Annotated in this window: 11 protein-coding genes; 1 reads left to right on the forward strand and 10 read right to left on the reverse strand. The window is 64.0% G+C overall.

The features are described 5' to 3' along the window. The first annotated feature begins 86 nt into the window (after window positions 1–86). Window positions 87–1,490, forward strand: coding sequence for an acyl-CoA thioester hydrolase/BAAT C-terminal domain-containing protein (locus tag PRZ03_RS02370; RefSeq protein WP_273598847.1), 1,404 nt, complete (start codon window positions 87–89; stop codon window positions 1,488–1,490). Window positions 1,491–1,493: 3 nt separating this feature from the next. Here the strand turns inward: PRZ03_RS02370 and PRZ03_RS02375 are convergent, their stop codons facing one another. The 10 genes from PRZ03_RS02375 to PRZ03_RS02420 form a co-directional block, all read right to left on the reverse strand. Then, entirely contained in the window at window positions 1,494–3,482 is a 1,989-nt protein-coding gene (locus PRZ03_RS02375; RefSeq protein WP_273598848.1) for a hypothetical protein, read from the reverse strand. A 55-nt stretch (window positions 3,483–3,537) separates the two neighbouring features. Next, window positions 3,538–3,747, reverse strand: a complete 210-nt coding sequence (locus PRZ03_RS02380; RefSeq protein WP_273598849.1) for a hypothetical protein — start codon at window positions 3,745–3,747, stop codon at window positions 3,538–3,540. A gap of 149 nt (window positions 3,748–3,896) precedes the next feature. After that, window positions 3,897–4,640 (reverse strand): substrate-binding periplasmic protein, encoded by a 744-nt coding sequence (locus tag PRZ03_RS02385; protein WP_273598850.1) that lies wholly within the window; start codon window positions 4,638–4,640, stop codon window positions 3,897–3,899. A gap of 44 nt (window positions 4,641–4,684) precedes the next feature. Then, entirely contained in the window at window positions 4,685–6,529 is a 1,845-nt protein-coding gene (locus tag PRZ03_RS02390; protein WP_273598851.1) for a beta-galactosidase, read from the reverse strand. Beyond that, window positions 6,513–7,874 carry a Gfo/Idh/MocA family protein gene (locus PRZ03_RS02395; protein ID WP_273598852.1) on the reverse strand — a complete coding sequence of 454 codons (1,362 nt, stop codon included), beginning with the start codon at window positions 7,872–7,874 and terminating at the stop codon, window positions 6,513–6,515. Before PRZ03_RS02395 ends, PRZ03_RS02390 begins: the two co-directional genes overlap by 17 nt. A 22-nt stretch (window positions 7,875–7,896) precedes the next feature. Continuing rightward, a complete protein-coding gene (locus PRZ03_RS02400) occupies window positions 7,897–8,181 on the reverse strand; it encodes a hypothetical protein (RefSeq protein WP_273598853.1) in 285 nt (94 codons plus the stop codon). 76 nt (window positions 8,182–8,257) lie between these two features. Next, on the reverse strand, window positions 8,258–8,830 hold the full coding sequence (locus PRZ03_RS02405; RefSeq protein ID WP_273598854.1) for a PEP-CTERM sorting domain-containing protein: 573 nt from the start codon (window positions 8,828–8,830) through the stop codon (window positions 8,258–8,260). Between the two features lie 12 nt (window positions 8,831–8,842). After that, entirely contained in the window at window positions 8,843–10,264 is a 1,422-nt protein-coding gene (locus PRZ03_RS02410) for a DUF3472 domain-containing protein (RefSeq protein ID WP_273598855.1), read from the reverse strand. A 111-nt stretch (window positions 10,265–10,375) separates the two neighbouring features. Further along, window positions 10,376–13,315, reverse strand: coding sequence for a TonB-dependent receptor domain-containing protein (locus PRZ03_RS02415; RefSeq protein ID WP_273598856.1), 2,940 nt, complete (start codon window positions 13,313–13,315; stop codon window positions 10,376–10,378). An 80-nt stretch (window positions 13,316–13,395) separates the two neighbouring features. Then, window positions 13,396–16,851, reverse strand: a complete 3,456-nt coding sequence (locus PRZ03_RS02420) for a TIM-barrel domain-containing protein (RefSeq protein WP_273598857.1) — start codon at window positions 16,849–16,851, stop codon at window positions 13,396–13,398. Between the last annotated feature and the right edge of the window lie 22 nt (window positions 16,852–16,873).

Consider the following 16,873-nt stretch of genomic DNA (forward strand, 5'->3'; position numbering starts at 1 on the left):
CGCTCGGTTGATTCGTCGATTGGCGCCGGCCAATTGCGGTGCGCCTTCCTACAGTGAAGACTCGATTCACTCAGCAGGTGTTCCCCATGGCTAACTTCAAAATCACATGCACCGTGACCGCGGTCGCTTTGTCCCTCAGTCTGCCGGCCTTGGCCCAGCAGATTCACGTCAGCCCGGCCGCCGAGGTCGTGGAGGGCACGGCCTTGAGCCTGCGCCTGAGTGAGCTGCCGCCGCTGACTTCGATACGCATTGTCAGCAGCCGGCTGGCGCGCGGTATGGGCCCGCAGCAGCCCCATCAGGCTCAAGCCTGGTTCACCAGCAATGCCGCTGGCGAGCTGGACTTGGCCGCCCGAGCGCCCGACAGGGGAAGCTACAGCGGCGCCGATGTGCGCGGGCTGTTCTGGTCCATGCAGCTGACCGCGCCGTCGGCCGCCTTGCCGCCGCTGGACCCCAAGCAGCAAGGCGAGGTCTGGCTGCAGGCCTTTGCCGGTGAGCGCTTGCTGGTGGAGAAGAAGCTCGTGCTGCGGCCGTTCGCGCCCGAGGTGCAGAGCCGGCCGGTGGCCGACTTTCCCGGTGCCCGCTTTTGCCTAGGGCCGGGCGCACACAAGCGCGGCGCCATCATCGTGCTGGGCGGCTCGGAAGGCGGCTCCATCGCCGCCCGCACGACCGCGCCGCTGCTGGCCTCGCAGGGCTATGCGGTGCTGGGCTTGCCCTACTATTCGCCGCCGACTTGGGGCGCACAGGGCATGGAGCCGGCCGAGCTGCCGACGCTGCCCAGCTCCTTCGCCGACATCGAGTTGGAGCGCCTGAACCAGGCGCGCGAATGGCTGGCCCGCCAGCCCGAGGTCGACGCCGAGCGCATCGCCGTTTACGGCGTGTCCAAGGGGGCGGAGTTCGCGCTGGCGGCCGCCGCGCGGATGAGCTGGATACGCGCCGTCGTTGCCTATGTGCCCAGCGATGTGGTCTGGGAAGGTTGGGGCATGGGCGTGCCGCAGGCGGATACGCACTCGTCCTTTGCCTGGAAGGGCAAGCCGCTGGCCTGGCAGCCCTACAAGGGCATGGCTGAGGAGATGGCCGGCTTCGCCAGCGGCACAGGTGTGCATATCCGCCGGCCCATGGACCAGGGCCGGGTGGCCCACCCCGAGCGGCTGGCGGCGGCGCGCATCCCGGTCGAGAACTATGCTGGCCCCTTGTTGATGATTGCCGGCGGCGATGACCAGATGTGGGATTCGGCCGGCATGGCTCGCAATATCGAGGCCAGCCGAAAAGCGCTGGGCCTGCCCACCATCAACTTGATCTACCCCGGCGCCGGCCATGCGCTGTCGGCCAGCGGCTGGGCGCCGACCACCGGCCACAACCTCGGCCCTATGAAGCTGGGCGGCAGCCCGGCCCTTGATGCGCGAGCGCAGGCCGATGCATGGCCGCAGATGCTGGCCTTTTTGCACCAATATCTGGCCAAGCCCACGCTCACCAGCGAGCTGTCACGCTAAGACTCAGCGCGAACGCAGCTCGCGGGTCGTTTGTTCCTTCTCATTCAGGCGCTGCTGGGCCGACAGCGGCCGTGCCTTGCCGGCGGCCAGGGCGGCCTGATCCAAGTTGGCACCCCAGGTCTGCCCGGCGCGCAGCAGCAAGGGCGGCGCCAGTGTGTCGACCAGGCCCATATCGACCCAGGGCAGAGCTTCGGCCAAAACCAGCTTGGCGCGCGGCTTGATCGCCGCCTCGCCGATGCGCCCGCGCTGGCCCCAGCTGACGCTCAGATCGGCGCTGAGGGCGCCGTCCAGTAGCTTGTTCGTCACCGCATAGTCCCGCAGCACGCCATAGCGCAGCTGCATCATGGCTTCTTCCGCAAGCATGGCCGCGTCCTCGCGCGAGAAGCTCTGGCCATCGGGCACCGAGTAGGCGTAGTCGTCGTTGACGCGGTCTGCGCTGAAGAAGTGGACGATGTCGGCTGGGGCGTAGGCGATCTGCAGCGCGCTAGGCGCGGCGCCAAAGGACAGCACCTTGGCCAAGCCCTGCAGCTCGTGGGAGTAAAAAGGGAACTGCTCGTACAGTTTTTGCGACAAGCCCCGTGCGGGGCCGGCTTGGTAGACGCGCTTGTCGGTGGGCAGCGTGGCGTGCAGGTGCGGCGGCATGAAGTCGGCCGCATGGGTCAGCTCGTGATAGAGCAAGCTGCCCAGCGCGTAGACCACCTCGCTCAAGGGCCGACTCAGGCGCGGCTCGCGGGCCAGGCTGTTGTAGGCGTGCTGGTTGTCCTTCACATAACGCCAAGGCGTAGCGTAGCTAAGCAGCACGCCGTTGTTGCTGCGCGGGTCGGGTGACTCGCTGACCGTGTCGCGTTGTTCGGGCGTGAGCCACAGGCTGCTGGCGTCGAGATAGATGGCGCCGGTGGCGCTCCAGTAAAAAGCCGGCCGCACCCGCCCGCCTATGACGATGGCCGTGACGCTGGCCAACATGCGGCGGTAGTCCCCGTAGGGGTCTTGCTCGCGCAAGAAGCGTTCGAACACCTCGCCCATCCAGTCGTTGGACACCAGCACGCGCTGCATCACCTGCTCGACCGTCGGCACTTGGCCACCGGTGGCCTGGCCCAGCAGAGGCAGCTTGCCCAAGGTACACAGATTGGCATTGCTCAGGCGCGGGCTGTAGATGCACTCGTCCAGCGCTGTCGCGTAGGGCCCTTGCGCCAGATAAGGGTAGACGCGGCTGGCCGGGTCTTTGGCGCCGAATAGCGCGTCGGCAGGCGCGTCGGCCGGCGGCGCTTGCAGCAGCAAATTGAAATGCCCGCTGAGCTTGGCGCCGCTGGCCAGGGTGATGCTGGCCTGCAGGCGCAGCATGGTGTCTGCTGCCGTGGCCGGCGCGGTGAACACCACGCGGCGCGTGTTGGTCTCGCCCAGGTTCACGGGCGGGCCGGCCAGCTGAGTCCACTGCACGGTGGCCGTCTCCCAATCGGTTTCGCTGAGCTTGGCGTGGGTGGCGCGCAGCGAAGTCTTGCCACCGGCCATCACCGAGGGCTCACCGCGCAGCGTCAGTGCATCGGTACTGGGTGCCGCAACGGCCTGCACTTGTAGGCTGTGGCTGAAGTTGCCGCCTTGGCCATCTTGGTAACTCAGCTCGAATCGGTAGGTCTCGCCAGGGGCGGGCTGCAGCGTGATGGCCTGCGAGCGCGCCGAGAGAAGGTTCAGCGCGTTGCCGCCGGTCTGCCGCCAGCTCAGCGCCTTGAGGGTTTTTCCACTGCAGGCAAGCAGGGCAATCTCGGTGTTAGCTCCCGGCAACGCTGCGCCGTCTTGCGCCAGCTTTGCCACCGAGCCGGGCAGGCATTCGGCGCTCAGGGGCGGCACCGGCAATGGGGCCGGATCGGGCGTGGGCGGCGGGCTGTCGCTGCCACCACCGCCGCCGCAAGCCGTTAGGACCAAAACTTGCGCCAGCAGTGCCAAGCCCAGTGCATGCCGCCGGATCGCTGCCGACTTATCTGAAATATTCGCCATACCACCCCTTTTGAGGTGGCGATATTACTTGTCAGCGATCAGCTTTCTAGCCGGGTTAGACCTGACGGCGGCCTTCAATCAGCACCGTGGGCAGCTCGTTTGTCTGGGCTGTCAGCTCACGCGCCTGCCGCTGTTCTACCTGCTGAGGGCTGGCGGCCTGATCGGCCTGCGCAGCCAGATTCATGCCGAGTACGGCCGATGCGGCAATGGCGCCGAGGGCGGTCAAGCAGGTGGTCAAAAGCTGGGTGGGCTGGCGGGTGTTCATGGCTGCGGCTCCTTGGTGTTGAGAGGGCTACTCCTCTGTTGCAATGTCTGCAGTGTCTGCAAAGCCCGCACGCAGCGCTAGAAGCAGGCGACGAAGCGCGGGCCTGGCTGCGTGAAATGGGCTTGGCAGCGATGAACGGAGCGGCGCGCTCAGCGGTAGGCGTCGGCCATGCGGCTGAGGGCGCCGCTTTTCTCCAAGGCGGTGATGGCCTGGTTCAGCTGCTCCAACTTCACCTCGCTGCGGCGGGACAGCGCGCAGGAGTTGGTGTGGCGCGAGAGCACAAAGTCCGGATGCAGGGCCAGGCTCAGCACACCTTGCCGGCGCTGGAATTCCACATAGCGCTGATTGCTGACGGCATAGTCCATGCGGCCTTGATTGAGCTTGCGCAGATTGGCGCCTGCGTTGGGCGCGTCCTCGCGGACAAATCCGCTGCCCAGCGCCTGCTCAAGTTCGGGGTAGACAAAACCATTGACGGTACCAATCGTCAGCCCGCGTAAATCGCTCACCGTGCTCGGCCGCTTTGCGCGGGCCGCGCTCAGAATCAGCACGCCGTCCGGCAGCATGGGCTGACTCCAGTCAAACGGGCCGGCAAACCACTTCGGCACCAGCGCGCAAACAATATCGCCCTGGCCTTGCTCCAGGGCGGTGGCCATGCGTTTGCGGGGCAGCACCAGGAACTGCGCCTCACGCCCGAGTTGCTCGGCCAAGGCCAGGCCCAGGTCATGGTGAAGGCCGGCCGTCACTCGATCCGCCTGCAGCTGCGCCCAAGGCATTTCGGTGCTGCTGTCGACGATGACCCGCAAAGCCGGCCGCGCGCTGCCCGCAGCCTGCGCAGCTGCAATAAACAATAGTCCGGTCACAAAAACCGCCACGCCGCGCATCGGTCCCCCCATAGGGAAAAAACACCAGGGGCATGATAGCCGCGCACTTGCTGGATTTACGGCCTCATGGCGCTATGCCCGCTGATCGCGCCGCCCGCGTTGCTGCGCAGGTCCAAGATGATGATCTCGTTGCTGCCCCGGCGCAGCCAGGGCGCGGGCAGATAGAGGCGCTGCTGCGGGCCGAGCTGCCAGAAGCGGCCCAGATTGTGGCCGTTGACCCAGACCATGCCCTTGCCAAACTGGCTCAGGTCGAGAAAGGTGTCGGCCGGCTGCTCGATAGAGACGCTGGCCTTGAAGAAGCGGCCCGGCTTGGGGTCAAGTCTTGCCTCGGGCAGCGATTGAAGCTTTTGCACCCAGTCTTCGTGCAGCGGCAGCGGACGCATCTGCCAGTTCATCAAGGTCATGCCGGCCAGCGTGACGCGCTCGGTCAGACCCTTGCGGTCGACCAAGGCCGGGCCGAAGTTGATGCGCCCCATCGCCTCGACCATGATTTCCAGCAAGGGTTCAGCGTTTTCGGTGGCCGGCAGTTCCAGGCTGTTCTCTCCCAAGCGCCTGTCCAGGTGGCCGATCAGTTGGCCGTCCAAATAGACGCTGGCCAGGTCATGCAGGCCATTCAGCACCAGCTTGCCGCTGCGTGCGCCGATCAGGCGGGTGCTGTAAAGCATCAAGCCTTGGTAATGCCCCAGCGCTTCAAAAGGTTTGGGATGCGAAGCCTGTCGCGGGGCGGGCAGCGCCTGCCACAGCGACGCAAAGGCTGTCATCTGCACAGGCGCCAGCGTCATGGTCGGAATCGGCGCGGGCAGCTCGGCCGGTTTGCGGCCGGTCTCTTTCGCGATCAAGTCGCGTAGCTGAAAGAACTTGTCCCTGGGCCGCCCCTGCTCATCGATGGGCGCATCGTAGTCATAGCTGGTGACGTCGGGCTCATAGCCCTTGCCGCCCGAGTTGGCGCCGGCGGTGAAGCCGAAGTTCGTGCCGCCATGGGCGACGTAAAAGCTCAAGGACTTGCCCGCCTTGAGCAGGTAGGTGACGTCGGCCAGCAATTCCTCGCTGCCGGGCCGCGCCCATTCCTCGCCCCAATGCGTCAGCCAGCCGGGATAAGTTTCGCTGCTGAACACCGGCACGCCGGGATTGATCTGCTGGGCTAACTCGAAATGCGCGGCCTCGCTGCCCGAGTCCAGGCCGACCGCGGCGCCGGGCAGGCTGCCGGCCGCCAACATCTGCGGCGTCGGGCCGTCGGCCGTGTAGAAGGGCACCTCGATACCGTTCGAGCGCCACAGCGCCGCCAATTCCTTCAAATAGGCGCGGTCATTGGCGTAGCTGCCGTACTCGTTCTCAATCTGCAGCATCGCAATCGGCCCGCCGCGTGTCATTTGCAGCGGCGCAAATTCCTTTGCCACGGCCTTCACATAACGTCGCACCGCCTGCATATAGCGCGGGTCCATGCCGCGCAGGCCGATGTCGGCATGCTTGAGCAAATAGGGCGGCAGACCGCCCAGATCCCATTCGCCGCAGACATAGGGGCCGGGGCGCAGCAAGACCAGCAGCCCCTCGGCTTGCGCCAGCTTCACGAAACGGGCGATATGGCGGCTGCCGGTCTTGAAATCAAACTTGCCCTCGACCGCCTCGTGATGATTCCAGAACAAATAGATGGGCACGGTGTTGCAGCCCATTGCACGCGCCATCTGCAAACGGTGCTGCCAATATTCGGGCGGGATGCGCGCAGGGTGCATCTCGCAGCCGATCACCTGCATGGGCTGGCCGTTGTGCAGAAACTCATCGCGACCCAGCGTGAAGCTGGCGGCCGCGGCCTGAGCCGCGCTCACGGCCAGCAGCCCAGCGATCAGGCAGCTCTTGAACAAGCGTGGCCGCATGCCGCCGGCCGACTCAGTACTTGTCGCCAAAGGCAAAGATCGGCTTGCGCGTCTTCCACTGCCCTTCCGTGAAGTCGGGGAAGGGGAGGGTTTTGAAGCCCTCGGCAATCGACTGCTCGGACAACGGCGTGATGGCACTCCAGGCCACCGCGTCGTAGACGTCGATGGGCATGGGCGCGTCGGCTTTGAGCGCTTCGATAAAGGCATTGACGACAAACCAGTCCATGCCACCGTGGCCGGCCTCGGCTGCAGTGGCCGCATGCTTCTTCCACAGCGGATGCTCGAATTTGTCCTGGTAGGCCTGGAAGTCCTCCCATTCATGCGGCTTGCTGATGCCCTCGATATGCACCGAGTGGTTCAGGTCCATCCACAGGCCGTTCGTGCCCTGCACCCGGAAGCCCAGCGAGTAAGGGCGCGGCAGCGAGGTGTCATGCTGCAAGAGAATCGTCTCGCCGTTCTCGCAGGCCAAGCTGGTGGTGACGATGTCGCCGAGCTTGAAATTGACCTTGGCCGAGGGGTGCTCGGGCTTGCCCATCTTGTTGGCGACAAAGTCGTGCAGACCGCGCGCCTTGCTGGCGAAGGCATTGATATGCGTGAAGCGGTTGCCACGGTGGATATTGGTATACATCGCGCAGGGGCCGATGCCGTGGCTGGGGTAGAGCTCGCCATTGCGATCGACCGCATGTTGCGTGCGCCAGCGCGCCTCCGACCAGCCCTTGTCTCCAAACTCGACGCCGCCGCCATAGGGCTTGGCCGGGTCACCGGAATTGAATTTGACTGCGCGTAGATCATGCTGATAGCCGCCTTGCAGATGAACCAGCTCGCCGAACATCTGCGCGCGCACCATCTGCAGCACCGCCATCACATCGCGCCGGTAGCAGACGTTCTCCAGCAGCATATAGGGCGTGCCGGTGCGCTGCTGGGTGCGCAGCACATCCCAGTGATCTTGCAGCGTGATGCCGGCCACCACCTCGCAGCCGACCGCGACCTTTGCCTCCATCGCCGCGATGGACATCGCCGCATGCAGCTCCCAAGGTGTGGCGATGATGACGGCGTCGAGGTCTTTTTGCGCCAGCAATTGCAAATAGGCCAGCTTGTCTCCGCCCTCGCCAAAGGTCTGCGGCTTGGGGCGTTTGTACTTCTCGGCCATCGCCAAGGCGCGGCCCAACATGATGGGCTCGATATCGCACAGCGCCACCACGTCCACGTCTTCGCGACGCAGCAGCTCCTTCAGCAAGACCTGACCCCGCATGCCGGTGCCGATCAGGCCCACGCGCAGGCGCGGGCGGGTGGCTGCGGACGCGGTCTTCAGCAAGCCCAAGCTCGCTCCAGCGGCGCCGGAGGACAAGACAAAGTTTCTACGGTTCAAGTTCATGGTGCTAGGTCGGTAATGGATTTCAAAATTGGGCCAACAACCAAGCCAGGCCGGCCAAGAGCCATAGCAAGGTGGTCATGGCATTCAACGCTGCGGTCAAGGGTTTTTGCTGCATTCGCTCCCCGAAGGCCGGGCCGAACAGCCGCGCTGGTTCCAGAGCGAATATAAGGAAGTTCAGACTCGCGCCAATCCAGAACAGGCCACCGTGCAGGCTCAGCGTTTGGCGCGAAGCCCATAACAGCAGCAATATGAACAGCGCCAAGCCGCCAAACGCGCCCGAAGCTATGCGTAGCTTGATGGGAGTCACAGGACTGCCCGCCCTAAGCTGATCATTCTGTTTCGGGTCTGAATCTCTTTTTCGCTGCATCGGCAAAAACAAGTGCTTAGAGAATGGCCGGGCGATCCCGCCGCAGCCGCTTGCCCAGCAGCAAAAGCCCCAAGCCCAGCAAAGCATAACTGGCCGGCTCTGGCACAGCGGCGGCCGTCCAATCTATGGCGAGTCGGCCAGACTGCCAGCGTCCGTCGGGGCTCAGGCCATCCGACGCCGCTTCGCTGAATTCCAGCCGCAGCACGCCATCGGCGCCGACGCTGAAGTCCAAGCCCTGATCGAGCAAATCAATCGAGCCGGTAAAGGACTGGCTGCCGGCAAAGTCGCTGCCGGCGCCGGGCGCAAACAGCAGGCCGGCGCTGCTGGTCTGTGAGCCGCTCAGGCTCAGCTGCATCTCTGACAACCAACTCGGGGCCTTGGCCTGCAGATCGACCTGCCAGCTGAGGCTGTTGATATGAGCCAGCGCGCCGAGATTGACGTTCAGGACGGTGTTGGCGGCCGAGCCGATCACGTCCTGGCTATTGATGCCGCTGACATCAAGCGTCAGCACATCGGCGCTTGCGGGCATGGCGATGGACGCTGCAGCGGCAAGCGCCAAGCTCCAGCGAGACAGATATTTCTTCATCATGGGCGTCTCAGTTCAAGGCAGGGTATCGAGTCGAACGTCGGGCTTGGCGCCGGTCAGCGGGCGTGTGAAGTACTGGCCCGCCGTCACCGTTTCATTGAAGAAGCCGCCATTGCGCAAGAAGAACTTGCCGCTGGCGTCGACGCCACCGGCATAGTCCAGGCGCTGCTTGTTGTCGCCGGTCGCGTCGACCGTGAAGCGGGCGCGGTTCAGCTCTTTCCAGCTGCCGTCTTTGTTGACCGCCCATTGCTGGCCATGCAACATCTTGCGTTCGCGCCAACCGTAGTCACCGTCGAAGTTCTCGGCAAAGGCATAGAAGTCGGTCAGCCAAGTCGTGATGTTAGGCCGCGTCCAGGTCGCAATGAAATGCCATTGGCCGTCTTCGGGCGCAAAAAACCAGGCCGAGTACAGGCTGGCGCCCTGGCCGTCGGGCCGCACCCGGGTGATGAACTTATAGGTGTTGCCGGCCACCCAGGGGTAGAGCAGGTAGGACTGGCCGCCGGTGCCTTCGCCGCCAAATTCATTGACGACAACGTCCGGGCCTTTCTTGACCAAGGTGGTCTTGCCGCCGCCGCCTCCGTCCTCCGGGTCCCAGACCGAGAACAGCACGCGGCGCTCATCCGGCCCGTTCACCTGTATGCCCATATAGCCCTGGCCGAAGCCATTGGCCATGAAATAGGAGCCGATCGGGTCTTCGCCGACAGGGATCTGCAACTCGCTATAGGCGTACTCGGTATTGGCCGGCACGGCGTAAGACAGATGCACCGAGGGGCCACGGCGCGACCAGTAATAGTCGTCCGGCGCGTTGGCATATTGCAGGCCGGTGGCGGCCGTGCCGCTCAGCTCGATCGCGGTCAATTTGCCGAACGCTGCGCCGGTGCGCTTGAGCCCTTGCACATCAATCTTGACGTAACCTGCCTGTGCCACGTCCACGGTGGCTAAGCTGGTGACTTGCCCTGTGCCTGCATTCAGGCGCTGGGTAAAGCTCTTGCCCAGCGCCGTGATGCGCAGCGTGCTAACGCCGCCAGCCGGCGCACTGCCCTTGAGCACGATATTGAACTTGCCCGGCTGCGCGACGCGCACATAAGTGCTGATCACCGTGGCCGGGTCGGTCCAGTCCATCAGGCCTTCTTCATTCGAGATCCACTCCGTCGTGTCGGGGCCGGCTGCGGTGATGTAGGCATTGCCGCCCAGGGCCACGAGCGGTGCTCGGGCTTTGACGGGCGCTGCGGTCGGGGCCGCCAAGGCATGCGCTGTCGGGCCAGCGGCGGCTGCAGGCGCTGCCAGCGCAGGCGCCTCGGCTTCAGCGACGTTGCCGCCGCCACAGGCTGCGAGCGACATCAGCAACAGGGCGCTGAAGGTGAATTTCCGCGCAGCAGGGATCGGCTGTCTGGTCTGTATGGGCTTGCGGGGTTCGATTGCTTGATGCTGAGGCATGGGCCGGCGAGCCTTTCTTTGAACTGAACTGAGGATGCCGCGCACAGCGGCGCCCGACCCGCCAGAAGCTGGCGGGCCAAGCGTGGCTATGCGTGGATCAGGGGCTGAGTCTTACCAGAACTTATAGCTGGCCGACACGCTGAACACGCGACCGAACAGGTTCTGGGCGTGGTTGTAGCCTTCCCATCCGTTCGGGTCGTACTCGGGCTGCTTGTTCAAGACGTTCTTGATGTTCAGGCCCAGGTTCAAGGTCTTGATCGGCTCCCAGTTGAAGCCCAGATTGACCGTGTAGAAGGCCGGTGCGCCGCCGCAGAGATTGGCCGGCAGGGCCACGTCGGCCGCCGTGCAGCTCGTGGGGTTGTTGTTCTCTTCGTCGGTCTTGTCGTAGGCCCACTTGGTGCCGCCGGTGTAGTTGACGAACAGGCTGCTGCCGAAGTTCTGGTAGCGCCAATCGGCATTGAAGGTCGCGCGGTACTTGGGTTGGCCGTAGTAGCCGACATAGTTCTGCGAGAAGCCATCGCCCAGCGCGTCATCATGCTTGTTGCGATTCATGATGGTGGCGGCGATACCTAGATTGAGCCTGCCCATTTCGCCCAGACTGAAGCGGCCACGGGCATCGATGTCGAAGCCATCGACCAAGGTGCGGCCACGGTTCAGATAGCTGTTACTCATGCCCGCCAGCAGGCCCACTGAATAGTTCAAGGGCTTGCCCGTGCAGGCGGCCGCATTGGCCGGGTTGGCGCACATGGCGGCGGCGGCTGCGACATTGCTGCGGTCGGTGTCGGTGATAGGGCTGCGGATCACGCCCGGCGCGCCGGCCAGGGTCGGGCCGTATTTCTCGGCGTATTGGTCGTACAGCTCCTGGAAGTCCTGGCGGATGATTTCATCGCGGCGCTGGATCAGCCAATAGTCGGCCGAGATGTCGAAGTCCTTGCCCGGCTGGAACACCAAGCCCAGCGTGCCGCTCTTGGCGGTTTCGGGTTTCAGGTCTTTGTTGGGTGGCGTCAGGCCAGCGATATTGTTGCTGCAGTTGCTGTTGAGCAGGTTCTTGCCCAGGTCTTGGTCGGCCTTGTCGACCGACTTTTTGAGCTGATTGGCAATTGCATTGGTTTCGTTGCAGCGTATCGTGTCCTTCATGCCGCCGCGCTGTGCGAACACGCCACCTTCGCCAGACTCGGCCAAATTCGGCGCCCGGAAGCCCTGCGAGTAAGTGCCGCGCAAGAGCAGCTCAGGCATGGCACGGAACTTCAGGCCGACCTTGGGCGCCAGGTTGGCAGCGAAGTTCGGGTATTTGTCCAGGCGAACAGCGGCGTCCATCTCCAGGCTCTTGGTGATGGGCACAATGGCCTCGCTGAACAGCGCGCCTATGGTGCGCTGGCCGTCAAACCAGGAGCCGCCTTGCTGGGTGATGTGGCCGTCGGCCGCGTCCTTGTTGCCGGGCGTTTCGAAAGATTCCCGCATCAGGTTGTAGCCAAAAGCGGCGCGTACATCGCCGGCCGGCAATGTGGCGACCTTGCCTTCTATCTTGCCGTCAAGGCTGATCAGCTTGGTGTGTGAGCGGATGTCAAAGGTCGGGAATGCCTCGCGGATCAAGGCGGCATTCTTCTCGTTGATCACGCCGAACTGGTAGGCCGGATGGTCGGGGATGAAGCTGCGCTTGCTGACGGGGTCATAGGTGAAGGGGCCAAACGCCTTCTCGAATCCGACGGTGTTGATATTGACGGTCTGAAAGACGGTGGAGTCGCTGCCCGCCACGCTCAGGGCGGTTTCATAGTCCCAGCTGCCAAACAAGGTGCCGCGCACGCCGGCCATGGCGCGGTAGCTTTTGTCGGTGGTTTCTTGCCCAAAATGGCCAGGGGCATCCTGCAGCAAATAGCTCAGGCCGGCCGCGCCGCCCATCTTGGCCTGCAACTCCGGTGTCAGCTTGTTGTACTCGTTATTGGGGCCCAAGAACGGAGCCACAAAGGTATTCAGCTTGGTGCCGGTATTGCGCGAGTACCAGTTGATGGTCTGACCGCTGCTGAAGCTGCCGGGCCCGCGCTCGCCGCGCAAATTGACATCGGTGTAAACGAACTCGGCAAAGCCCTCCATATCGGGGCTGATATTGAGGCGGCCGGCCAGGTAGCCGGTGGCGCGTTCGCTCTTGGGGCCGGTGTCGAACTGGTTGGGCAGACCGTTGACGACGCAGGTCTTGTTGGCGCCGGAGGTGAAGACGTTGTTGCAGCCAGGAGCCGCCATGCTGGTGCGCACGTTCTTGGAGTCGAACACAAACAAGCTGCCGGGGTTCATCACGCCGGGCTCGCTGCCCACACCGATGCGCAGATTGCTGATGAAGTTGGGGTTGTTGACGTAGAACTGCTCGGGGCGCTTCAGGTAGGTGTCGGAGAAAGCGATACGGTCGCGCTGGAACAGGTTCACCGAGCCATAGATATTGAAGCGGTCGCGATCAAAGTCGCCGAAGCCGTAGGTGGCGCTGAGCTGATGCTCGCCGAAGGCCTTGACTGCGCGGGAATGGTCGGTCGTGACGCTCATCTGCAGGCCCTGATATGAGCGCTTGGTGATGACGTTGATGACGCCGGCGATCGCATCTGAGCCATAGACGGCCGAGGCACCGTCGGTCAGCACTTCCATGCGCTCAATCGCGGCGGCAGGGATGGCGTCGATATTGACGAACTGGGTCTGGAAGCCTTCCGGTGCGCCGTAAAAGGACAGGCGGCGGCCGTTCAGCAGCACCAAGGTGCCTTGCGCGCCCAGGCCTCGCAGATTGGCTTGCGAGGCGCCGTCCGAGCCGGTGTACATGGAGCGGAAGTCTTGCTGGCCGGGCTTGGCGGCCGGCAGGTTGTCGAGCACCTGCATCAAGGTGCGTGCCCCCATGCTTTCGATCTGCCGGGCCGTGATCACCTGTACTGGCGAAGCCTGCTCGGCGTTGACTCGCTTGATGCTGGAGCCGGTCACTTCAACCCGGTCCAGCTCCTCAGCGGCATAGGCTGTGTGAGCGACTTGCACCAAACCAGCTGCAGCCAGCAGCGCCACCAATTTCGTAACTTTCATCTTTTGTTCTCCGGTTGAAGGCGGTCAGACCCATCTGCCGCCTAGTTCTTAAGTTATTGCCGCCCCTTTTGTTGAGGGGTTCAGCGTTTTCTGCCCTGAATGACTTCGACTTTTGCCTTGGCCCCGCCCACAAGCGCGGCGTTGGCCCAGTTGGCACAGACCTTTTTGGCGTCCTTGCCCACGGCGCCTAGCGTGCGCAGGCTCAGCGAGGTCAAGCCGCGCACGTCGATTTCCGGTTTCACGACGGCGGGTGCTTGCACCAGGCCGCTGTCGTAGAGCAGGCGCTCATCGCCCCAGATCTGGAACTGCAGGCCGCCGTTTGAGCGGCAGCTGTCATCGATGCCAAGGTCGGCGCGGAACAAGTCCCAATTGCCTTGCAGGCTCAGGTCCAGGCGGTCTTGCGCGCCAAAGCCCAGGCCCTGTTGGAAGCGCAGGCCGTTCATGCGCAGCGCGGCAGCACCGCTCGCCGGCCGGTCTTTGGCGATGCCCTTGGGCAAGCGCAGCTCGGACAGATAGCGTTGTTGTTGTTCGTCCAGGCCTTCGGCAGCGCGCTGCTCCAGCACATGAAACTCGGACAGCACGATGGGCTCGACCTCGCTGGGCGCCAGCGCATTGAAGGCCTTGGCCACAGGCGCTTGGGTCGCAGCGGCGGTCACCATCTCGTCAACCTTGGCTGAGGCCTGGTCAACTTCAGCGTTATGCGTGCTCAAGACCCGGAAGCGCAGAAGGCGACCGGCGGCAGGCTTGGCGAAGTTCACCGTCTGCAAACCCTCTTGCAGCTTGAGCTGACCGACCTGCACCGGCTGGCCCCAATCGCCGTTGTTGTCACCCAGATAGACCTCGTAATCGCGCACCTGGCCATGCTTCCAGTGCTTGTCATTGCGCGGAGCGATCTCGAAGCCGTCAATCATGCGGCGCTCGCCCAGGCCCAGTACCCACTCGTGAGGGCCGGCACGCATGGCTTGGTTGCGCGTGGTGCGGAACCAGGTCTCGGGCTTGCCGTCAAAGGCGTTCTCGATCGCATGGCCCGGCTCTTCGCCGGGGCGGTTGACGACGGTCAGGCTGTCCACCGGCACTTGGCGGCCCAGAACCGGCGCGGCGGGGAAGTCCTCGTTCTTGGCCAGCACGGTGTCGGGCGAAATCTTCAGCGTGAACTCGGCCGCATGGCGAATGCTGCGCTTTGGCGTCTTGATGTGGACGGTGCCGAACTTGTCGTTCGCGTCAAACCACCAGGCTTGCGTGGCGGCGTCAAACGCCGCTTGATCGCTCGACTCTGGCAGGACCTGGCCCCCGAGTTCCACCGCTTGTGGCTTGGCGCGGCTGTGCACGATCAGGCCCAAGCTGCGCTGTGGCTCTTGGCCGGCATAGTCGCCCTGCACCGGGCCGACCTTGACGCGAATGTCACCCGCACCCTGTGTGGGCGCCGTCATCAATATGACTTGGCGGCTGCTCTTGCCCTGCTCGCTGTACTGGCGCGTCAGGCCGTCGTCTTCATACAGCGTGTAGCTCGACTCGCCCTGCGGGTAGAGGTCCAGCGTCAGCTGATCTTTGGGCTTTTGTCCATCAAACAGGACCTCGGGGTACATCGGCAAAATGGCGCCTGCGCGCACAAACACCGGCAGCTTGTCCTGCGTCACCTGCAGATCAACCGTCTTGCCGGCCTGGCCGGCTTGCACCTGGCGGCCGTCCCAGTAGTCGAACCACAGGCCTTCGGGCAGATAGATGTTCTTGCGCCAGCCCTGGCTGGCGGCCTGGCTGCGGAATACCGGCGCCACCAGCAGGTCGCGCCCCAGCAAGAATTGGTATTTGTGGGTCTCGGTCGCAGCGTTCGGGTCCTTCGGGTGATCCCACATCAGGCCGCGCACGATCGGCGCACCGCTCGCCTCGGCCTCTTGCGCCAGGCCGTACATATAGGGGGTCAGCCGCAGTTTCAGCTTCAGATACTTTCGATTGATGCTGCGATAAGGCTCCTCATAGGCCCAAGGGTGCTTGCGTGCCTGCGCCGCCCAGCCGCTCATGCCCATCAGCACAGGGGTGAAGGTCTTCCACTGCAGATCGCGGGTGAAGGTCTCGGGGCTGCCGCCGAAGATGGCGTCCACATCGCCTGTCGCGTAAGCCTGGCCCGACAAGGCCGAGCCGATCAGCGTCGGGATATGCCAGCGGATGTAGTCCCAGCTGCTGCTTTGATCACCGGTCCAGGTGACGGCGTAGCGCTGTATGCCGGCCCAGCCCATCACGGTCCACAGAAAAGGCCGTGCGTCGGAGTTGTCCAGGATGCCTTGATAGGCCGATTGGTTGGCGTCCATCGCGAACTGGTAGCCGGCGCCCGTCCAGGCAACATCGAGCTTTTGCGCGCGCGTGCCGGCCGTGCCGACTTCCCACTTGATCTTGTCGACACCGTTCTCGGTCCACAAGCCGGTGCGAAAGCCCAGCTCGCTCAGGCCAGATACGACCTTGGGCAGGTCGGTATAGCCGCAGCCATAGCCGTCATTGGGCAAAATCCATCCACCGGGCATATCGTGCTCGCGGTATTTCTTGGCCACCGACTCGATCACGTCCGGCGTCTTGCCGCTAGGGCCGTCGCTCCAGCCCTTGGGCACGGTGCCAGGCTTCTTGACGTTATCGTCGTCGTTATAGCAATCGGCGTCACCATATTCATAGGCCCAGCGCGGCAGCATCTTGGCGCGGCCGGTCAGCTCGGTATAGCGGGCCAGCACTTGATGGATGCTGGGGCCAGCGAAGATGAAGGCGTCGAAGCGGCCGTCTTGGTGGGCCAGCGTGATGCGCTCGTTCTGGCGCAGATCGTAAGACCCATCGCGCCAGCTATTGCGCAAAATGCCCCAGCCCTTGGAGCTCATCAAAAAAGGCGCGGGGCTGGGCCGGTCGCCTTCCTCCCAGCCGCCGGAGTAAGAGACTTCGAGCTGTTTGCCCTTGAACTCGAAGCGGCCGTTTTGCTGGCCGCCACCGAAGAAACGCTCGCTCTTGTCGCTGCTCAGGGTTTGAACCGAAAGCTTGTCGCTCAGGTCCAGGCTTTCGGTTTCGCGCCACAGCAGCTGTTGGTTGTCGGCGCGGTAGAGCGCCAGGCGCAGCGGCTTCTTGTTGATGCGCAGCGCCAGGCTGTCGGTTTGGAGCAGGTAGTGGTCGCCCTGATCGCTGAGCTTGTGCGCGATGGCTGCACCCTCAGCGTGGGCTGCTAGGCTTTCGGGCAGCACGATGGGCGCGGCCTTGTCTTCGCTGGCTGCAAATTGGCCGGTGGCGCTCGCTTCGATGCGCAGCACATCGGCCCGCAGCAAGCTGATGCGCAGCCTGGCCTTGCCTTCGGCGCGCAAGTCCCATTGCGGGGCGGCTGGCTGGCCTGTGGCGCCTTCGATGACCTGCTTGGATTGGGGCAGGGCCACCAACTCGCGCAGATTGCCCAGCGAGGCCGCCGCAGCGCGGTCGGCCTGCAGCAAGCCGATGACGATCAATGCCGCCATGCTGGTGGCTCTTCTGATGGCCGATGTCTTGCCGGTTTGCGAATGCAAGCGATGCTTCATGCCTGTGTTTTCCCTGGCCTAT

This window comes from Roseateles albus (genome assembly GCF_028595345.1).
In the GTDB taxonomy this organism is placed as follows: domain Bacteria; phylum Pseudomonadota; class Gammaproteobacteria; order Burkholderiales; family Burkholderiaceae_C; genus Paucibacter_A; species Paucibacter_A albus.